Raw genomic sequence first — 20,488 nt, 5'->3', positions numbered from 1 at the left:
GAATTTACATTAACGCAAAACTATATCAGACTATGAAGAAATTATTAGTGCTTCCCATCCTATGCTATTGTTTGCCAGTTATGGCACAGCAGATGTTTACAGGAAGCGTTATCGACGAAACTACACGCTTACCCGTACACGGTGCAACCATAGCCATACAAAACTCAAAAACCGTAACTACTACGGACAGATATGGAAACTTCAGTCTTAATACCAATGACAAAAAAATCAATCTTGTCATCATTGGTAAAGGCTATGAAGAGCGGGTCATTTTTTTGGAGCTTCCTTTGAAAGAACCATTAAAAATTAATCTATCCGAAAAGATAGCCCAAATTGATGAGGTAGTACTCACGACAGGTTATCAGAAGATCCCTAAAGAACGTTCAACAGGTTCTTTTTCATCCGTGAGTAATGCAGCCCTGAATACACAGGTGTCCACCAATATCCTTGACCGATTAGCTGCTACAGCCAACGGCATTGTCATCAACAAAGGAACATCCCAAGGAGGATCACAAATTATGGTCAGAGGTCTAAGTACCATTCAAGGACCCAAAACACCTTTGATTGTTGTTGACAACTTTCCTTATGATGGGGATATCAGCAATCTCGATCCCAACATTGTTGAAAGCATTACCGTTCTCAAAGATGCCGCAGCATCGAGCATCTGGGGAGCAAGGGCAGCTAACGGCGTGATTGTCATTACAACCAAAACAGCAAAGTACAATCAGCCTATGACCGTCAATTTCAACACTTACTTGATGACCAGCCCTAAGCCTGATTTTAATTATCTGAAAGTGATGTCCAGTGCAGACTTTATTGATGTGGAACAAGAACTATTCAAGAAGAATTTCTATAACACTGATATCAATTCGACCAGCCACCCAGTATTGTCTCCTGTGGTTGACCTTCTGAATAAGGAAAAGAAAGGACTGCTTTCATCCGAATATGTAAGAAATGAAATAGAACGTCTAAAGACCATTGATTCCCGAGACCAGTATAAAAAGTATATGTACCAGCCTTTGGAGAACAGGCAGTATTCACTAAGTATGGCAGGCGGAGCTCCCCAGTTTTCGTGGACATCATCTTTGGGGTATGATGACAATACTGGAAATCTTGGAGAAAAATACGAACGTGTGAATCTGCGCTTCCAGAATACCTGGCAACCGTTGAAAAACCTGACCTTGAACACCGGAATCTTCTTTACCCATTCCGCAACCCAAAGCGGTCGAAGTGCTTATGGAAGTATTATTATGAAAACCAACTCTGTTCCCTATATGGAAATGGCAGATGCATTCGGAAATGCATTGGCGGTTTCAAAATCTTATGAGCAAGGATATAAATCAGCATTAGGCAACGGAAAATTATTAGATTGGAATTATTATCCGCTTACCGATTGGCAGCATAATTCAGCCAAAAGCAAAAGCTCAGAGATCATTCTCAATGCAGGATTGAACTACAAGATATTGAAAGGATTGGATGTTGATATAAAATATCAGTATCAGAGAACCACAGGACTTTCCAATACGCTGTATGATGAGGAAAGTTACTTTATAAGGGATTATGTGAACAGGTTCACAGTCATCAATAGTAATGGTAGTCTGACTTACAATGTTCCCAAAGGAGCGATAATGGATAAGACCAACTCGCAATTACTGATCAATAATTTCCGGGGACAGCTCAATTTTAACAGAGGTTTTGGCAAACATCAGGTTTCAGCCATTTTAGGAAGCGAGGTAAGGGATGCCAACTCACAGTCGGGCAATAACCGATATTATGGCTATGACCCCAACAACCTTTCGTTTGGGATGGTAGACCTCAGCAAGAGGTTCCCGATTATTGCAGGAGGTACAGCGTTTATCGACAATATGAACTCTTTGAGGGAATCCACCAATCGTTTTGTATCGGTCTATGCGAATGCTGCCTACACATTTGATAATCGATATACCATCTCCGGAAGTGCCCGACGTGATGCCAGCAATCTGTTCGGATTGAAGACTAATGACCAATGGAATCCTTTCTGGTCAACAGGTATTTCGTGGAATGTAGCCAATGAGAAGTTTTATGCTATAAGCTGGCTTCCGAATCTGAAGCTAAGAGGTTCATACGGTTTCAATGGGAATATCAATCCTGCGATGGTTGCTGTAACGACTATGGCATTACTCGGTGTTTCAACATATACGCAGGAGCAGATGGCGAGATTTGACAATTACTACAATCCGCAGCTTCGTTGGGAAACGGTCAGAATGATGAATGCAGGATTGGATTTTGCAACCGAAAATAACCGGATCTCAGGTTCTGTGGAGTATTTCCAGAAAAAAGGAGAAAACCTTTTCGGGCAGGTTCCGCTGGATTATACCATCGGATTGAGCAGTCTTGTATGGAATGTTGCAGGAATTGAAGGAAAAGGCGTTGATGTGGAACTCAAGAGCATCAATATCAATAAATCTTTCAGATGGCTCACCACTGTTAATTTCAGTACTTACAAAGATAAAGTGACGAAGTATTATCCGAGCAGTACCATTGCCAGAAACTTTGTACTTGCCTCTGTTCCCATATCCGGAATTGAAGGTTTACCTGTCTATTCGATGTTTGGCTACCAATGGGCAGGACTCGATCCACAGACAGGTGATCCAAGAGGTTATTTTAATGGAGAGATCAGTAAAGATTATGCCAAGATAATGGGAGGCGATGTTAAAGACCTGCAGTATTTTGGTTCTGCAATACCGACTGTTTATGGTTCTTTCACCAATACATTTGCTTACAAACAATTAAGCCTTGATGTAGGGATTACCTATAAGATGGGTTATTATTTCAGAAAACCATCCATTAATTACACGAGCTTATTCAGAGAATGGAACGGTCACAGCGATTACGAACAAAGATGGCAGAAACCCGGTGATGAAGTTTTCACCAATGTTCCTTCCAACCAATACCAGACTAATTCCAACAGGGATGCCTTCTATGCAGGTTCAGCTGCACTGATTGAAAAAGGCGATCATATCCGTCTGCAGTATATCAATCTTGGATATGAGATCAGTAAAAAACAATGGCGTGGTTTGCCGCTTAAAAGTCTTCAGCTATATGCCAATGTCAGTAATCTCGGAATACTCTGGCAAGAGAGCAAAAGCGGGATCGATCCTGATTTCAATTTGGGAAACAATACCTTAAAACCTCCTATGACCTTTACATTAGGATTAAAAACTAAATTTTAAAATTGAGAGAAATGAGAAAAATTAAAATACTATTAATATCATTATCATTAATTCTGACCTCGTATGGATGCAATGATTTTTTAGACGAAAAATCTGACCTGAAGCTGGCGACTCCCGATAGATTGGAGGACAACCAGATGCTTCTCAATAATTACGGTTTCCTCAATGTTGACTTTGCTTCGAGTGGAGAAACGAGTTCGGATGATCACTATCTTACAGATGCGGATTACAATGGTTTGAGCTTCGAGGCGACCAAGCGTCTTCATATATGGATGCCGGATAATGTGGCGAGTCCCATCTCATCAGGAAACGATTGGTCTACCTGCTATAGGAGCATCTATGTATGTAATGCGGTATTGTTCAATATGCAGGATAAGAACTTCACAGGTGAACAGGCAGATAATATCAGAGGACAAGCATTAGCACTTCGGGCTTTCCGGTATCTTGACGCAGCTCAGATCTGGTGTAAGGCTTATAATCCTCAAACCGCCGGAACAGATTTAGGACTTCCACTAAGATTAGACCCTGATATGAATATCCCTTCGGTGCGTTCAACAGTCAAGCAGACCTATGATCAGATCATCACTGACCTGCAAACCGCAATACCTCTGCTTTTACCTAAGCAGATTTCCGGAATGAGGATATCGAGAGCGGCAGCCTATGGCTTGTTAGCCCGTACCTATTTATTTATGGGAGATTATGACAATGCCCTTAAGAATACAGAACAAGCACTAAACATCAATAACGACCTTATGGATTTTAATACCCTCAATCCTAATACTGATTATCCCATTGAGGAATTAAATAAGGAAATCCTTTTATGGACAGCTATGGGATATGAATCTCATCTGATTCCGGCAAAGATTCCCGATCACATTTACCAGATGTATGATAACAATGACTTACGAAAAACCGTTTTTTTCAATAAGAATACTGCTAATGAAGTTCTATTCAAAGGCTATTACAACAATGTCAATGGGCCAATTGTAAGTGTGGCAACCGATGAACTTTATCTTATGGCAGCAGAATGTAATGTAAGATTGAATAAGATTCAGGAAGGTATGAGTTATCTCAATAACCTGCTTGTGAAAAGATGGAAAACAGGAACTTATATCCCGATGACCGCCAATTTACAGACAGAGGCTTTGAATATTATTTTAAAAGAAAGAAGAAAAGAACTCTTGATTCGAGGACTAAGATGGTCTGATCTAAAAAGGTACAATCGTGATGGTGCGAATATTACGCTTACCAGAACTGTTAATGGGCAAACCTACACTTTACCACCTAATGATCTGAGATATGCTATCGCTATTCCCGAAGATATTATTATGCTTACAGGAATGCCACAGAATCCAAGATAAAAAATAATAGGGTTGGCAATAATTTGCCAACCCTACTTTTAAATCCTGATTGAAAGGATTATTACTGTCTTCTCTCACTCGGATGAATAGCAAGAACTTGAGAGTTAGTCATTCCTCCGATCACATCAACCAAATCCTGCCCTTCCGGAACTGTGATTGTACAAGGTTTATTTCCTGTGGTCAGACAAGATGCACCTGCTCCTACTGCCCAGTTAGACTCTTGAGAGAAAGCACCTGCAGAAGTGTCTGTACTATTGTAATAGAACTGTTGGTCGGCTGCCTTTTTTTCGATGATTTTAAAAGACATCGTAGCACCCGTAAACATAATGGCAGCAATTGCTACTGCATTGATTTTCAAAAATTGGTTGAATTTCATAATTCTGGTCTTTTTATATATCAAAAAAGATTACCTTAAAAACTTTAGAAACCTGCCTGAGAAGTACGATAGAGTAGGTAAAATAATTAGTTATACCCATAGATTAACAAATCTTGTCGTACCAAAATATCCTATTCTGCATATTCTCAAACAAATTGTTGTTAATAAATTCATTTTAGAGTTTCGGATTGTTAGACAGCTTTCGACCGTCTAATTTTAAGGTTAAACTTTAATAACAAATTCCAGTCATAATCATCCGTAAGTAATTACGGTAACATACTTATTCAGCAGGCCTGCTGTATCTTAGATTTAAACCTAAAGCGATAACGGAAAGAACGACACATCCAATATTAAAAATTAAGTGCTGATGCCAGCTCATTTTTTCCAAAATTCCTCCACAGGAACAAGGAAGATTTTCAGAGGTTTGAATTATGTAAAAAATGTATCCAGTGAAAATCAGCATCAAAACAAAACTTCCAATCAATCCTATATTTCTGGTCTTCCGATAACATAATAATCCAGCAATGATCAATTCCAGAATAATGATTGCAAAAGGTATGAATCCAGCATATGAACTTAATAAAGGTGATTCCGAAATCTGAACCTGAAAATTTTCAAAATCCATTATTTTACTTATCCCGGCGTAACAAAACAGCAGTATAAAAAAGTAGCTGATGAATTCTACGATTCTTGTTTTGGCTTTTTTCATAATTGTTATTAGTTAATTCAAATTTTTCCTTTCGGTTAATTTGCTGTGAATTCTGAAGTCTAAATTACACTGACTGTGAGGTTGAGAAAAACAATAGTGGGAAAGAAATATGTTTTCTACGTAATGAAATATACATCTTTCCCACTATATTAATTTTTAACTAATTGAAAATTAATTATTTATAAAGCTAGTAGAAATAGAACCGAACTCGAAGCTTGTTCAAGTACATTTTGTAATAGATTTTTCCGGTAAATTTGAATATATCATAATGTTATGCATTATCATCATAAGATTTCATTTCTGATTTTTAATTTGTTCTTCTTTTTTCTTAATGCCCAGGAATTACAAAGTTTATCATACAAGACGATTTCAGACTTGTATGAAAACTATCCTGAAAACGATTCAAGGGCAATGGTTTTTGTGAATAAGTATATAGAAAAAGCAAAAAAAGAAAATAATTGGAAAAAGCAGATTATAGGGTATGAAGATGCCTTATACTACACCGAAGACATAAATCGCAAATTGTCTTATGCCGACAGTGCTATAGTGATGGCATTCAAATCAAGTGACCGTGATATCATTTCAAGGGCATACCTCGGAAAAGGCATTATCTACTATTATAACAAGAGACAATATAAATATGCTTTGGAGCAATACCTCAGGGCTTATCAATTTTCTCGGAATTCAAGCAACGATTATCTGATAAATAAAATAGACTATCATCTCGGGATGGTAAAAAGTTATTTGGGCTACTACGAAGAAGCTGCAGTTCACTTTAGAAATACGACGAAGTATTTTGAGGAACATATGAAAGAAAACCTTCACCCAAACATCAGGTTGAATAATGAGTCAGGCTATTTTAATAGCATTTACCGCCTGAGTAATTGTTATGAAAATCTTCGTTTATACAACAAGGAAGATTCATTGATTAGTATCGGGTTAAAAAAATTGAAAAACATCAATGAGCATTTACTTGAATATGGTTACTTTCAAAAAGGGAAAGGTGTACAACTTTTAAGAAAAGGGAACACCGATGAAGCACTTAAACATTTGAAACTTTCACGTGATATTTTGGTCAATAATCAGGATTATAACTCATTAACCGCTGTTTATTTTTACTTAGGGAAACTGTATTGGCTCAAAGGAAACAGAGCAGAATCACTGGTTTATCTGAATAAGGTGGACTCTATGATTAACAAGGTTCAATTTACTACTCCCGAAATCCGGTCAAGTTATAAGTACCTCATTACGGATGCAACAGAGAACGGTAGTTTGGGTAAGCGACTGTATTATAGTGACCAGTTTTTACTAACGAATTCAACCTTGAATGTTGATTTTGCAATGTTGTCTTCAAAAATCCACGAAGAATATGATACGGAAAGATTATTAGAAGAAAAACAATTATGGGAGAATAAACTGCATAATGATTTTTACTTTCTAATTGCTACGCCAGTTGTGATTTTTCTTCTATTTTTTTTAGTAATCAGACTGCGTAATAGAGAAAATAAATTTCCTGGAAAATTTATTAAACTATGGAAAAAGTTCAGGAAGTATTATTTTTTTCTAATTGCAAACAAAAAAACTTCTGAAAAGAAAAAAACACACAGTCCCGAAATCATTGAAGATATTAAAGAAAAACTCAAAAAGTTTGAAGAAGACAAACGATTTCTTGACAAAAACCTGACTTTACCAATGGTTGCAAAAATGTTTGGCAGAACACACTCCCAACTATCTTATGTACTGAATGAACATCTGAATGTTTCTTTCACGCAGTATCTAAAGGTTTTACGAATCGGATATATTACCAATCTTCTTGTGGAAAATAAAATGTATCTGCAGTACAAAGTTGAAAACCTGGCTCACGAATGTGGAATGTCTAGCCGACAATTATTCTCAACCCATTTTTTCGAAATTAACGGAATAAGACCGATAGAATTTATAAAGAACAGGATGAAGGAAATCGGTGAAAATTGATTTCTGTATAAAGGGAGCATTACTCTTTTGTATGTCCTAAAGTACATTCTGCAATATAAAAAATAGCGCATTTATTGAAATATGGAAAACTCATCCCGGCTTTTCCCTTGGAGTTTCCCACATTCCAACAAAGTTTTCACAACAACAGCAGACCTTTTAAAAATTCATAGATGTGTAAAATAGATACAGGTACTGAATCGACCTGCGTAAAAGAGATACAGGTTCTTAGCTGACCTGTGTAAAAGAGATAGAGGTTGGGAATTTTTCCTGCACAATAACAACCTGAGTAAAAGAGATACAGGTATTCGATTGACCTGCGTAAATTAGACACAGGTTCTTGGCAGACGTGTGTAAAATAATACAAGGTCAGCCTGCGTAAAAAGAGGCCAGGTATTATTTTCATCATTTGTCATCTCCCAAAACAGATTTACAAAAAATAGATACTGGTTTTCAATTAATTACGTAATAAATATGATTCTATTTATTTGTTTTGGAGCTCTAAAATAAAATTAGTTGATTTTAACAGCAAGATGTGTCTTTGTATATACAAACTTTTCAAGTTTTATATCCAAAGACTCTCTTGCCTTTTTTGCAAAAAGGGAAAAAACTGCGGAACTTGTTTTTTGTTTTTCTTAAAATTGGTTTAAAGATTCCAAATCATTCTTATTTATTCTTTTTTAATCTCCACGTATTTCCAAATTATTCCAGATTGTTCTTATTCAATCCAACTCCCTTTAACACTCTTGTTTTAACGATTTTGATGTTCCAATTTTGCAAAAGAAATTCTATCAAAAACAAAAATGAAGAAATTATGAGAGTAAACCTTGTTACCAAAGAAGACCTTCAGGAGTTCAAAACCGAATTGCTTGAAGACATTAAAAATCTTTTTAATATCAAAATTTCAGAGCAGAAATTATGGCTGCGCTCATCAGAGGTCAAAGAACTTCTGAAAATTTCTACCGGAACATTACAGAATCTCCGTGTCAGTGGAACCCTATCCTATACTCGTGTCGGTGGCACATTATATTACAATTACAAAGACATCGAAAAAATGTTAAATAAGAAAGGATAATTTACTAGTTCCGAAATAAACAAAAATGAATTACATAAAACATCTTACAGGCTTCTATGAAAAGGTGGCTCAGGATAGTACACTTAATCCCACACACATCAGCCTCTACTTAGCATTATTCCAATTCTGGAATTTCAACCGTTTCCGAAATCCAGTCAGTATTTCTCGGGACGAAGTGATGCGGATCAGTAAAATCCATTCAAAAGCCACCTATCACAAATGCCTGAAGAATCTACATTCTTCGGGCTATATTGATTATCAGCCGTCTTATAATCCGTTTATAGGAAGTCAGGTTGTTATGCTGGATTTTGCTGAGGAGCTGAAGCCCACTCCTAAGCAAATAAGAATCAAAAATTAAATTTCTTCTGAATTTCTCAAGTGTTAGTTAATAGCAGAGGTTATTCTGCGACATTTTGATGGACTATAATATGCATTATGACAATTATTTTTCAATATCAATTTTATCATTTTTAGCTATTTTAGCATTGTATGCATCTAACATTTTTTATCTTTGAGGATTAACATTAATGATAATCAATGTCAGAAGAACAAAGACGTCAGTTGCAGCAGCAACTTTGGAATATTGCCAATACTTTAAGAGGGAAAATGGATGCCGACGAATTTCGGGATTATATTTTAGGATTTATTTTCTATAAGTATCTGTCCGAAAAAATTCATTTTACAGCCAATAAAATTTTATTAGATTCTGGAGAGGACATCGATTATAATGATGTTGATGAAAATACTGAAAAAGGAAAAGAAATCGTTCAGGCAATTTATGAAGAGGTTGTTGAAGATTTAGGATATTTCTTAAAACCATCAGAACTTTTCAGTAATATTGCTAAAAAAGGTCACCAAAAAGAAGAAGGTAAATCAAATTTTATTCTTGCAGAACTTTCAAAGATTCTTACTAATATTGAGCAATCAACACTTGGTACGGATAGTGAAGATGATTTTGACAATCTTTTTGAAGATTTGGATTTGACGTCTTCCAAATTAGGAAAGACAGAAGATGAGAAAAATACGTTGATTTCCAAAGTGTTGTATCATCTGGATGATATAGATTTCAATCTTTCTGACACCAATGCCGATGTTTTAGGTGACGCTTATGAATATCTGATTTCACAATTTGCAAGTGGAGCAGGCAAGAAAGCAGGGGAATTCTATACGCCCCAACAAGTTTCTACCATTTTGGCAAGAATTGTAACGAGTCGAAAATCTCAGCTGAGGTCTGTTTATGACCCGACTTGTGGAAGTGGTTCCTTACTTTTGCGTGTTGCAAGAGAAGCGAAAGTAAGTGATTTCTATGGTCAGGAAATGAACCGAACCACTTATAACTTGGCACGAATGAATATGATTCTGCACGGTGTGAATTACAGTAATTTCGATATCAAGCAGGAGGATACGCTTGAGAAACCCCAACACCTTGATAAAACTTTTGATGCTATTGTTGCTAATCCGCCCTTTTCTGCGAATTGGAGTAGCAATGAACTTTTATTGTTAGACGAGCGTTTCTCACAATATGGAAAATTAGCTCCGGCTTCCAAAGCTGATTTCGCTTTTATCCAGCATATGATTCATCATTTGGATGAGAACGGAATTATGGCAGTTGTAATGCCTCACGGTGTTTTGTTCCGTGGTGCAGCGGAATTGGTTATTCGTAAATATCTGATTAAAGAGAAAAATTATCTGGATGCTGTAATCGGTTTACCTGCCAATATTTTCTTTGGTACAAGCATTCCTACTTGTATATTGGTTTTCAAGAAATGCCGAGAGCAAGATGAAGATGTTCTGTTCGTGGATGCCAGCAAAGAATTTGAAAAACAAAAAAATCAAAATGTATTGCTTCCAAAACATATCAATAAAATTGTTGATATGTACCAGGAAAGAAAAACAGAAGGGAAATTCTCTCATCTTGCTACTTTGCAGGAAATTGCCGACAATGATTACAACCTGAATATCCCTCGATATGTAGATACTTTTGAAGAGGAAGAAGAAATCGACATCCAAGCGGTAATGGCGGAAATCAAACAATTAGAAGCCAAACGTGTTGAACTCGACAGTCAGATTGAAGTTTATTTAAAAGAATTAGGATTAGTAAGTTAAATTTTTTTTGACTTATTGAAATCCTCAAGGCTTAGAATTTAAAAAAATAAATTATCAAGATTATGACTGAAAAACTAAAAGGCAATAATTTTCCAAATTGGAAACCAAAACTCAGATTTCAAGGGTTTGAAGGGGAAGAATGGGAAGTGAAGAAGTTAGGAGAATTATGTAAAATGCAAGCCGGAAAATTTGTTAGCGCCTCTGAAATAATTAATGAAGTAGATGAAAATTTATTCCCCTGTTATGGAGCTAATGGATTAAGAGGTTATACTAAATCATTTAATTGCGATGGCGAATACTCAATAGTGGGTAGACAAGGTGCACTTTGTGGAAATATTGTAAAAGTTACTGGGAAATTTTATGCAACTGAACACGCTGTAGTTGTTACTACAGTTGATAAAATAAATTCTACTTGGATGTTTTACTTATTAATTCATCTAAATTTAAATCAATATGCCACAGGTATGGCTCAGCCAGGATTATCAGTACAAAATTTAAAACTAGTTGAATCAAGAATTCCAAAATCTGTAAAAGAACAAGATACAATAGCATCACTTTTATCATTACTTGATTTAAGAATCTCAACCCAAAAGAAAATAATACAAGATTTAGAAACCTTAATCAAAGGTTACAGTGAAAAGATATTTTCTCAAAAAATGAGATTTAAAGATAAGAATGGAAGCAGTTTTTCAAATTGGGAAATCAATACTTTAAAAAATGTCCTAATTAAAAATTCTTCAAAAAACAAAAGTTTAAAATACTTAAATGTTCAAAGTGTTAGTAATAAATTTGGTTTTATAAATCAAGAAGATTTCTTTGAGGACAGACGTGTTGCAAGCATCAATACATCAAATTATTATATAATTGGAAAAGGTGATTTTGCCTATAATCCTTCACGAATTGATGTCGGTTCTCTTGCTTATAAATTTGATGCAAATACTTCTATTATTAGTCCTTTATATATCAGTTTCAAGGCAAATAATAATTTTCTTGTTGATAGATATTTGTTGTCTTGGTTTTCATCTTTGCAATTCATTCGTCAAATGAGTAATTCGTTTGAAGGAAGTGTAAGGAATACTTTGAGTTATGAAAGCTTAAGCAAAATGTCAATATTTATTCCTTCTATTGAAGAACAAACACATATTGCTCAATTTTTATCTTACCTAACCGAAAAGATTAATTTAGAAAAAGACTTACTAGTTAATTACGAAATTCAAAAAAAGTATTTGCTGGCCAATTTGTTCGTCTAAAACGAAGCCTTGTCAAGGTTTAAAACCTTGACAAGGCTAATTAAACAAAAAGATTCGCCAAAAGGTATTTCTTTTGGGTCTTATATTGAGCTAAAATTTTCTTTTCTGTTTCGAGTTTCTTGTCAATCGAAAAAAGGAAGTTTGCTATTTTAGTTTGTTCTTCTAAAGATGGTATTTTTATACTTTCTTTTTTATAATCCTTAAAGTAAATATGAGGAATTGTACTTCCTGTGACATATTTTTTAAAATCTATATTACTTAGTTGACAATATAAAAACTGCACATTTACATCGAGTTTAGGTTTAATGATTTCCATCGTTCCCAAAACAGAAGATTGACCCTCACAGAAAAATAATCTTCCAACACCTGCACCATCTTTCACAATGCTGATGTAATCATTCTCTTCTTCATAAAAATCAATTTTTTTTAAAATTCCGGAAGCGCCATATATAATATAATTTCCAAAATTATCTTCTATTTTATTTGCTGAAATATTTGAAGATTGTTTTTGGCAAATATTTTCTAATTTACTTTCTTCCCAATCTGGAAAATCATTTCCTAAACCATCCTTAAATCTAAGTTTCTTCTTAAATGTTTTTTCACGGAAACCTAACATTAAATACTCTAAATTATCTATTATTTTCTTTTGGGTTTGAATTCTTTTTTCCGTTAATGAAAATAAAGACGAAATTTTTTCTTGTTCTTTTATTGATGGAAGTTTGAATTCAATTAATTTTAATTGTCCACCTGTTATTAGAGGTTGCCCAGAACCAAATATTAATTTATTAAGGTTATATTTAATTAAATAATTAAATATAAAGTCTAAACTTATTTCATCTTTTGGATATAGAATTAGAGTATTATCTGAAACGGCAAATTTACCGTCTACTTTGTAAATGAAGCCTGCATTTGCTCCAACTCTTGCTATTAATATTTTTTTTCCAAAATAATCAAATTTGTCGGAAGTGGATATTATACCTGTTGAACCATAGAATGGGTATTGTCCCTGTATGTTTATATTTTTTGATTTCCCAGAAGAGATGCCTTCTGTTACTTCTCCCAGTTTTTTCATCTCCCACTCTCCATAAAACCCCGGAAATCGCAAATTTGGAAAATTTGAAATTCTAAATCTAAAGGATTGCTAATCTCAAATCCTTTATTCATACCTTTTTTGATTTTTAATAATAATTTAAAATCAAAAAGAAAATTATGACGACACAAAAAACATTTGCTCAAATCGTGAAACTATGGAAAAAAGACAAACAACTTTATGTGAAAAAATCAAGCTTTTCGGCTTATGTGCTTTTGCTGGAGAACCATTTGTTACCCAAATTTGCGGAAGTTAGTAGTATAGAAGAAGAGGAAGTTCAGAAATTTGTTTTTCAAAAATTGGAACAGGGATTGAGCCAAAAAAGTATTAAAGATGTTCTCATCGTTTTGAAAATGGTAATGAAATTTGGGGCAAAATATAAATGGATTCAATACACGCCATTTGACATTCAATATCCAACCGTTCGGGAAAATCAAAGTATTGAAGTTCTGACCAGAACGCATCAGAAAAAAGTGATGAATTATATTCAGGAGCATTTTACATTCCGGAATCTGGGGGTTTATATTTGTCTTTGTTCGGGAATGCGGATTGGCGAAATCTGCGCACTCACTTGGGAAGATATTGATACAGATAACGGAATTATCAACATTAGAAAAACCATTCAGCGAATCTATATTATAGAAGATGGCAAAAGAAGAACAGAATTGCTTCTCGACACACCAAAAACCAAGAATTCCATCCGGGAAGTTCCAATGAGCAGAGACCTTTTGCGAATGTTGAAGCCTTTTAAAAAAATTGTCAACCCTTTATTTTTCGTTTTAACAAATGATGCTAAACCTACCGAGCCAAGAACTTACCGTAGTTATTATAAAAATTTGATGAAACAACTGGATGTCCCAGAAATTAAATTTCACGGATTGCGTCATAGTTTTGCAACCCGATGTATTGAAAGCAAATGTGATTATAAGACGGTAAGTGTTCTACTTGGACATTCCAATATCAGCACAACTTTGAATCTTTATGTGCACCCAAATCTGGAACAAAAGAAAAAAGCGATTGACCAAATGTTTAAAGCGCTAAAATAGTTTCAATTATAATATTTTATTGTTAAATTTGGAAAAACTATCCACAACTTTGTCAGGGTTTTAAACGCTGACAAAGTTTTTTTTTAACCATAAAACTCAAAGCTAGAAATGTCCAGCCAGCCCGAATATATTCTTGAACAGAAATTAATAGAACAATTACAACAGTTAGGTCATAAAACAGTCAAGATTTGCAATGAAGCAGATTTGATTATCAACCTAAAAACCCAGCTCGAAATTCATAATAAAAAACAATTTTCCAATAAAGAATTTGAGAAGATTCTAAATCATCTTGCCAAAGGAAATGTTTTTGAGAAAGCAAAAGTTTTGCGCGATAGATTTCAGTTTACCAAAGATGACGGAACATCGGAATGGATAGAATTCATCAATCAGGAAAACTGGTGTCAGAATCAATTTCAAGTGACCAACCAAATTGCTCAGGAAGGCGATTATAAAAACCGCTATGATGTCACGATTTTAGTCAATGGTTTGCCGTTGGTTCAGATAGAATTAAAACGCCGTGGTTTGGAAATGAAAGAGGCTTTTAATCAAATCAACCGTTATCATCATCAGTCATTTAATGCTGGAAAAGGTTTATTCAATTACGTTCAGTTGTTTGTTATCAGTAATGGCGTCAATACAAAGTATTATTCCAATAACGCAAAACAGAGTTTCAAACAGACCTTCTTCTGGTCAGACGAGCACAATAATAATATTACACAACTAGAAGATTTTGCACAGGCATTTTTGGAGCCTTGTCACATTGCCAAGATGATTACGAAATATATCGTGCTGAATCAAACGTATAAAATTTTAATGGTTCTTCGACCGTACCAATATTATGCGGTAGAAAAAATTGTTGAAAGGGTTAGAAATACCGATAACAATGGATTTATTTGGCATACAACGGGTTCGGGGAAAACATTGACTTCTTTCAAGGCAAGTCAGATTCTCAAAGAAATTCCTAAAGTTGAAAAGGTTGTTTTTGTAGTGGATAGGAAAGATTTGGATTATCAAACGCAAAAAGAATTTGATGCTTTTGAAAAAGACAGCGTAGATGCTACAGAAAATACGGCACATCTTGTAAAGCAACTTTCTGACAATACAAAACTCATTGTAACAACTTTACAAAAGCTGAATACCGCCATTACCAAAGAAAAGCACGGTAGAAAAATAGACCGTTTAAAAGACAAAAAAGTCGTATTCATTTTTGATGAATGCCATAGAAGTCAGTTCGGAGAAACGCATCAAAATATTAAGAAATATTTCCAAAAAGCGCAAATGATTGGCTTTACCGGAACGCCAATTTCGGAAGTTAATTCAGTTGGTAAAATAGATGGAATTGCTGCAACGACCAATATGCTTTTCAAAGAATGTCTGCATAAATACGTGATTACGGATGCTATCAGAGATGAAAATGTTTTGAAATTCTCTGTAGAATATGTTGGCAGATACAAAGAAAAGGAAGGTAGTAATACTTACATAGATATGGAAGTTGAAGCTATTGATACTCAAGAATTACTAGCAAGTCCAAAGCGTCTGGAGAAAATCACTGATTACATTATAACCGAACACGATAGAAAAACCCATCAGAAAACATTCAATGCAATGTTCTGTGTCAGTAGCATAGATGTTTTGCAGAAATATTATGACCTCTTTCAAAAGAAAAAAGAAGAGGGAAAACACAATCTGAAAATTGCAACCATCTTCAGTTATGGAACTAATGAAGAGAATAGTGATGCAGACGGAAATTATCAGGAAGAAGATATTTTGTCGATGGTTGCGGAGCCACCTGCAAAATATGGTGATTCACATAGCCGAAATATTTTGGACAGATATATTGGTCATTACAACGAAATGTTCGGAACTAATTTTTCTACCAAAGACAGCCAGACTTTTTATAATTATTACAATGACATTGCGAAAAGAGTCAGAAACAAAGAAGTTGACTTGATTATTGTGGTCAATATGTTTTTGACTGGATTTGATAGTCCACAACTCAATACCTTATTTGTTGATAAAAACCTGAAATACCATGGGTTGATTCAGGCATTTTCCAGAACCAACAGAATTATCGGAGAGAAAAAATCGCAGGGAAATATTGTTTGTTTCCGCAATTTAAAATCTGCGACAGATGATGCAGTGACTTTATTTTCTAATAAAGAAGCTATACAGGAAATAATCATCCAACCCATTGAAGATTATATTGAACTTTTCAAGAATTCTCTAGAAAAATTAAAATTGGTTGCGCCCGAAATTCAAAGTGTTGATTCTTATCAAACCGAACAGGAAAAATTTGAATTTGTTACAGCCTTCCGTGAATTGATGCGTATTCTGAATGTCTTAAAGTCATTTACAGATTTTAGTTTTGAGTCATTAGAGATGACAGAATTTGAATTCGATGGTTATAAAAGTAAGTATCTTGATATTTGGACTGCAACACATCCCAAAATTTCAGGAGACGGAAAAGTCAGCATTTTAGATGATGTTGATTTTGAATTAGAGCTCATCCACCGTGATGAAATCAATGTGAGCTATATACTTTCACTATTAGCAAATATTGCAGATATAAAAGGAATTAAACGAGAAGCGAAAATAAAAGAAATTCGTGAAATCCTATCCGGCGACGCCCAATTAAGAAGCAAAAAAGAATTAATTGAAAAATTCATAGACGAGAACTTGCCACATATTCCGGACGGCGATGCTGTAAGTGATGAATTTGATAATTTCTGGAACAAAGAAAGAACTGATGCCTTCGAAAAAATTGCCGAAGAAGAATCTCTTAATAAAGAAAAATTTCAAGAAACGATTGATAGCTTTCTTTTCACTTCCAAAATACCCAAAATGAGTGATGCCTTAAAACTCTTAGAAATAAAACCAAAACTGACGGAACGAAATAATATTGGAAAAAGAATTATCCAAAAAGTTCAGGATTTTGTGGAGGTTTTTATTGATGGGGTAGCTAGCTAAATTTTTAATAACATTTTCGAGGTTATAAGTTTGTTGTATATTGCATTTTTTTGAAGGCAATTTTCCAAACATTAATTTAAGCTGTTAATTATAATTTAATATTTCAAATTAAATAATTAACTATACATAATACAATATAAATGACTGGATTTAAAATCATTGCAATTAAGACAGGCTCAAAACCTAAAAGGATTTATGAAATTCAAAGTACAGGAGCTAAATTAGACTTTTTCAAGAATCTCGAAGAAAATAAAATATATGCATTCACTTCTGATTACTCTTTTCCAAATGATAATTTTGATGAAGTAGTTATTGCTAGTAAATCGGTTTTAGAACTTTATAGTTTTATATCGAGAAACAAAAAAATTTCTGTAAATATCAATGCTATTGTAGGCAATAATGGTTCTGGTAAAAGTTCCCTTGTAGAATTATTATTTTGGGCAAATTATAATATTGGTTGTGTTGCAAAATTACTCAGAAATGGGAAAACAAATAATTTATTGGATCCTTACAAGTTTATAGATTTAGAAATTTTATATTCTATTGATGATGAAAATTTAATTAGAATTGAGTTTAAGGATGGAAGAGTTTTTAAGAATAAATTATTTTTAAAGGAAAATACTTATATCTCAAAAAAAGATGATTTACAAGTAAGAACGACCGAGGATCTTCGGGATTATTTCTATAGTATAGTAATTAATTATAGTCACTACGCTCTTAATTCTAACGAAATAGGAGATTGGATAATTCCTCTTTTTCATAAAAATGACGGTTATCAAACTCCAATAGTATTGAATCCAATGAGAACAGGAGGAATAATTGATATTAATGATGAAAATAAGCTTTTAAAAAGAAGGTTACTGGGTAATTTACTTGAGGAAATTGAAGACCAAAATATAGAAGAGAGTTTAAGAAATATAGGAAATAACAAAATTGTTACTTCTATTAAAGTTAAATATAGTTCCAAAGATTATTTGTATGAAACTAAAAGTTTTAAGATTAAGAATCAAGTAATTAAGGCTATTGAAGACAACTTTAGATTTAAAATAAAACAGGAACATTTAGACGGAAATTTTTTTACTAATATATGTATTAATTACATTATTGAAAAATTACTAAAAATGAGTTCAAAATATCGACCTTATTATAAGTATAAGGATGGTGATAGTCTTAAATATATTGATTCATATATTAAAAGAATTAAATATGGAAATAGTCACATTGTATTTAAAGTGAAAGGAGCTATTTTGTATCTTAAATATTATGAACTAATATTTGGGAATAAGTATAGTCTAAGCAAACAAGATTTGATTATTGATATTGAAGATTTATCTAAAAAGATTACAAAGATAAGAGAAAAAGAGAGTGATTATTTTATTAACACATTTACCATGGTACCTCCAAGTTTTTTCGAGACTGAAATCATTCTTTCGGACGGGTCTTTATTTTCATCATTAAGTTCAGGTGAAAAACAAAGAATACATAGCAATAGTTCAATTATATACCACATTATTAATTTAAATTCAGTAAAGGATGAAGATGATAAAGATAAATATGATAGTTATCCATATATAAATATTATTTTAGATGAAATTGAACTATATTATCATCCTGATTGGCAACGCAATTATGTAAAAGATTTGCTAGGTTCTATCCGTAAAATTCCTCATAATAGTATTAAAAATATTAAAGGAATTAATATTACTTTTCTGACGCATTCACCTTTTATTTTATCTGATATATCAAATGCTAATGTATTAAAACTTAAAAATGGCTCTCCACAACCATTTAATAATAAAGAGGAGACGTTTGGTGCTAATATCAATGATATTTTAGCTAATGAATTCTTTTTAAGAAATGGGTTTATGGGAGAATTTGTAAAAACCAAAATAAATTCTTTAATTGATTATATTAATGAAAATAAAAACATTAACAATGAGTGGAGTGAAGAAAACGCTAAAGAATTTATAGAATTAATTGGTGAGCCGTTAATTCGTATAGAGTTGAGAGAAATGTTTTTTAATAAATACTATAATAATGAGCAAATAGAGATTGATGAAATTGATATGGAAATTGAACGATTAAAGAAGATTAAAATAAAAAAAATTGGTAAATAATGATTTCAATAAATTCCAAGATATTAATTGATATCCATATTAAAGATAAACTAAATATTGATGCTCTAATTTCCAGCAGAAAGGCAGAATTATTGCACTTTATTAATAATCCAACTAAAATAGTTAATAGAAAACCAACATCTATAGTGTTAATAGGTAATCAGTTAGCCTATTTACAAGAGTTGTATGGAAATTTTGAAAAAATTGTCTTAGCTAACACTTTTGAAATTCAAAATTTCAAGATTGTTTTTGATAGTATTATAAGTGTTAAATTAATGAAAACTACTACTTATAAAGAATTTCGTAATGAACTGAATAGAAGATTGGGATATAAAGATTTAAGAGATAATTTTTATTCCGAATATTTTGAAAAAATTGGTATAAAAACCTGTGTCTATTGTAGTTCTCAATATGCTTTAACTGTTAGAACTGTAAATGGTAAAAAGTGTGCAAAATTTCAAGTTGATCATTATTATTCTAAATCAGATTATCCATGTTTTAGTATTTCATTTTATAATTTATATCCTGTTTGTGGTCCTTGTAATAATAGTAAAAGCACTAATACTACAAATTTTAATTTATACTCAGATGATTTTAATGAATATAAAAGTTCTAAATTTAAATTTGAACTAGATAAAAAGTCATTATTAAAATATAGAGTTAATGGTATTAACTCTGAGTTAAAACTGAAGTTTAAAGAGCCACTAGGTAGTAATTTCAATTCGTTATTTGCAATTGAAGGTATCTACGAAACACAAAAGGATATTGCAGAAGAATTAGTTTTAAAATCGATTATATATAATCAATCTTATACTAATTCTTTAAAAAATGCCTTAAAAAAACTTTACAAGGATAAGAGTCCAATGTTAGAACAACTGCTTATAGGTAACTATATTAATGAGGCTGATATCCATAAAAGACCTATGGCCAAATTTACGCAAGACATAGCAAAACAACTTAAATTATTATGATTGTTTTGATTAAGAAAATCACATATTAACAATCTATTACTATTATTATATGATCAATATTTTAATCGTTGCTTAAAAAATGTACATATTGCTTTTTAGATGAACTTCTTTGGAAAAATATACTTGGGTTAAATTAAAATAATCTATTATACAGTATACTTTGAAGTTTATAAGCTAGACTCAAAAGTATTCTGGAACCATAATTGCAATTTCTTTGATATTTGTGAAAATGAATGA

General features: G+C 33.1%; 14 protein-coding genes. 11 read left to right on the top strand and 3 right to left on the bottom strand.

Annotated elements, in window-relative coordinates:
- The first annotated feature begins 32 nt into the window (after positions 1-32).
- Positions 33-3,212, top strand: coding sequence for a SusC/RagA family TonB-linked outer membrane protein (locus EL260_RS11590; RefSeq protein ID WP_123860425.1), 3,180 nt, complete (start codon positions 33-35; stop codon positions 3,210-3,212).
- A gap of 11 nt (positions 3,213-3,223) precedes the next feature.
- Positions 3,224-4,573, top strand: coding sequence for a RagB/SusD family nutrient uptake outer membrane protein (locus tag EL260_RS11585; RefSeq protein ID WP_123860424.1), 1,350 nt, complete (start codon positions 3,224-3,226; stop codon positions 4,571-4,573).
- A gap of 61 nt (positions 4,574-4,634) precedes the next feature.
- Here EL260_RS11585 and EL260_RS11580 read toward each other — a convergent pair whose 3' ends face one another.
- Positions 4,635-4,949 carry a hypothetical protein gene (locus tag EL260_RS11580; protein ID WP_123860423.1) on the bottom strand — a complete coding sequence of 105 codons (315 nt, stop codon included), beginning with the start codon at positions 4,947-4,949 and terminating at the stop codon, positions 4,635-4,637.
- 280 nt (positions 4,950-5,229) lie between these two features.
- Positions 5,230-5,658, bottom strand: a complete 429-nt coding sequence (locus EL260_RS11575; RefSeq protein ID WP_123860422.1) for a MauE/DoxX family redox-associated membrane protein — start codon at positions 5,656-5,658, stop codon at positions 5,230-5,232.
- 273 nt (positions 5,659-5,931) lie between these two features.
- On the opposite strand from EL260_RS11575, the gene EL260_RS11570 reads away from it, so the two are divergent.
- The 5 genes from EL260_RS11570 (at position 5,932) to EL260_RS11550 (ending at position 12,060) form a co-directional block, all read left to right on the top strand.
- A complete protein-coding gene (locus EL260_RS11570; protein ID WP_123860421.1) occupies positions 5,932-7,632 on the top strand; it encodes a helix-turn-helix domain-containing protein in 1,701 nt (566 codons plus the stop codon).
- Between the two features lie 811 nt (positions 7,633-8,443).
- Positions 8,444-8,704 (top strand): helix-turn-helix domain-containing protein, encoded by a 261-nt coding sequence (locus EL260_RS11565; protein WP_059137242.1) that lies wholly within the window; start codon positions 8,444-8,446, stop codon positions 8,702-8,704.
- Positions 8,705-8,729: 25 nt separating this feature from the next.
- Positions 8,730-9,062, top strand: a complete 333-nt coding sequence (locus tag EL260_RS11560; protein ID WP_228445419.1) for a hypothetical protein — start codon at positions 8,730-8,732, stop codon at positions 9,060-9,062.
- Between the two features lie 179 nt (positions 9,063-9,241).
- A complete protein-coding gene (locus tag EL260_RS11555) occupies positions 9,242-10,810 on the top strand; it encodes a type I restriction-modification system subunit M (RefSeq protein WP_123860420.1) in 1,569 nt (522 codons plus the stop codon).
- A gap of 62 nt (positions 10,811-10,872) precedes the next feature.
- Entirely contained in the window at positions 10,873-12,060 is a 1,188-nt protein-coding gene (locus EL260_RS11550; RefSeq protein ID WP_123860419.1) for a restriction endonuclease subunit S, read from the top strand.
- 40 nt (positions 12,061-12,100) lie between these two features.
- Here the strand turns inward: EL260_RS11550 and EL260_RS11545 are convergent, their stop codons facing one another.
- A complete protein-coding gene (locus EL260_RS11545; protein ID WP_123860418.1) occupies positions 12,101-13,132 on the bottom strand; it encodes a restriction endonuclease subunit S in 1,032 nt (343 codons plus the stop codon).
- Positions 13,133-13,269: 137 nt separating this feature from the next.
- On the opposite strand from EL260_RS11545, the gene EL260_RS11540 reads away from it, so the two are divergent.
- The 4 genes from EL260_RS11540 to EL260_RS11525 all read left to right on the top strand — a co-directional run bounded on the left by EL260_RS11540 (position 13,270) and on the right by EL260_RS11525 (position 20,251).
- Positions 13,270-14,196: a tyrosine-type recombinase/integrase gene (locus EL260_RS11540; RefSeq protein ID WP_123860417.1), complete on the top strand. Its 927-nt coding sequence runs from the start codon at positions 13,270-13,272 to the stop codon at positions 14,194-14,196.
- Between the two features lie 108 nt (positions 14,197-14,304).
- Positions 14,305-17,163, top strand: a complete 2,859-nt coding sequence (locus EL260_RS11535; RefSeq protein WP_123860416.1) for a type I restriction endonuclease subunit R — start codon at positions 14,305-14,307, stop codon at positions 17,161-17,163.
- A gap of 140 nt (positions 17,164-17,303) precedes the next feature.
- Complete coding sequence (locus EL260_RS11530; protein ID WP_123860415.1) at positions 17,304-19,280, top strand: AAA family ATPase; 1,977 nt, start codon at positions 17,304-17,306, stop codon at positions 19,278-19,280.
- A complete protein-coding gene (locus EL260_RS11525; RefSeq protein WP_123860414.1) occupies positions 19,280-20,251 on the top strand; it encodes a hypothetical protein in 972 nt (323 codons plus the stop codon). Before EL260_RS11530 ends, EL260_RS11525 begins: the two co-directional genes overlap by 1 nt.
- Positions 20,252-20,488 lie beyond the last annotated feature (237 nt).

Source organism: Chryseobacterium nakagawai, from assembly GCF_900637665.1.
GTDB classification, from domain to species: domain Bacteria; phylum Bacteroidota; class Bacteroidia; order Flavobacteriales; family Weeksellaceae; genus Chryseobacterium; species Chryseobacterium nakagawai.
The sequence above is the reverse complement of the archived record's forward strand: the minus strand, read 5'-3'. Positions and strand labels throughout refer to the sequence as shown.

Bases quoted from the DNA above. Each gene is read 5' to 3' on its own strand.
- EL260_RS11550 (WP_123860419.1), top strand. From the start codon at position 10,873: ATGACTGAAAAACTAAAAGGCAATAATTTTCCAAATTGGAAACCAAAA.
- EL260_RS11560 (WP_228445419.1), top strand. From the start codon at position 8,730: ATGAATTACATAAAACATCTTACAGGCTTCTATGAAAAGGTGGCTCAG.
- EL260_RS11570 (WP_123860421.1), top strand. From the start codon at position 5,932: ATGCATTATCATCATAAGATTTCATTTCTGATTTTTAATTTGTTCTTC.
- EL260_RS11545 (WP_123860418.1), bottom strand. From the start codon at position 13,132: ATGAAAAAACTGGGAGAAGTAACAGAAGGCATCTCTTCTGGGAAATCA.
- EL260_RS11575 (WP_123860422.1), bottom strand. From the start codon at position 5,658: ATGAAAAAAGCCAAAACAAGAATCGTAGAATTCATCAGCTACTTTTTT.
- EL260_RS11580 (WP_123860423.1), bottom strand. From the start codon at position 4,949: ATGAAATTCAACCAATTTTTGAAAATCAATGCAGTAGCAATTGCTGCC.
- EL260_RS11565 (WP_059137242.1), top strand. From the start codon at position 8,444: ATGAGAGTAAACCTTGTTACCAAAGAAGACCTTCAGGAGTTCAAAACC.
- EL260_RS11525 (WP_123860414.1), top strand. From the start codon at position 19,280: ATGATTTCAATAAATTCCAAGATATTAATTGATATCCATATTAAAGAT.
- EL260_RS11530 (WP_123860415.1), top strand. From the start codon at position 17,304: ATGACTGGATTTAAAATCATTGCAATTAAGACAGGCTCAAAACCTAAA.
- EL260_RS11585 (WP_123860424.1), top strand. From the start codon at position 3,224: ATGAGAAAAATTAAAATACTATTAATATCATTATCATTAATTCTGACC.
- EL260_RS11590 (WP_123860425.1), top strand. From the start codon at position 33: ATGAAGAAATTATTAGTGCTTCCCATCCTATGCTATTGTTTGCCAGTT.
- EL260_RS11540 (WP_123860417.1), top strand. From the start codon at position 13,270: ATGACGACACAAAAAACATTTGCTCAAATCGTGAAACTATGGAAAAAA.
- EL260_RS11535 (WP_123860416.1), top strand. From the start codon at position 14,305: ATGTCCAGCCAGCCCGAATATATTCTTGAACAGAAATTAATAGAACAA.
- EL260_RS11555 (WP_123860420.1), top strand. From the start codon at position 9,242: ATGTCAGAAGAACAAAGACGTCAGTTGCAGCAGCAACTTTGGAATATT.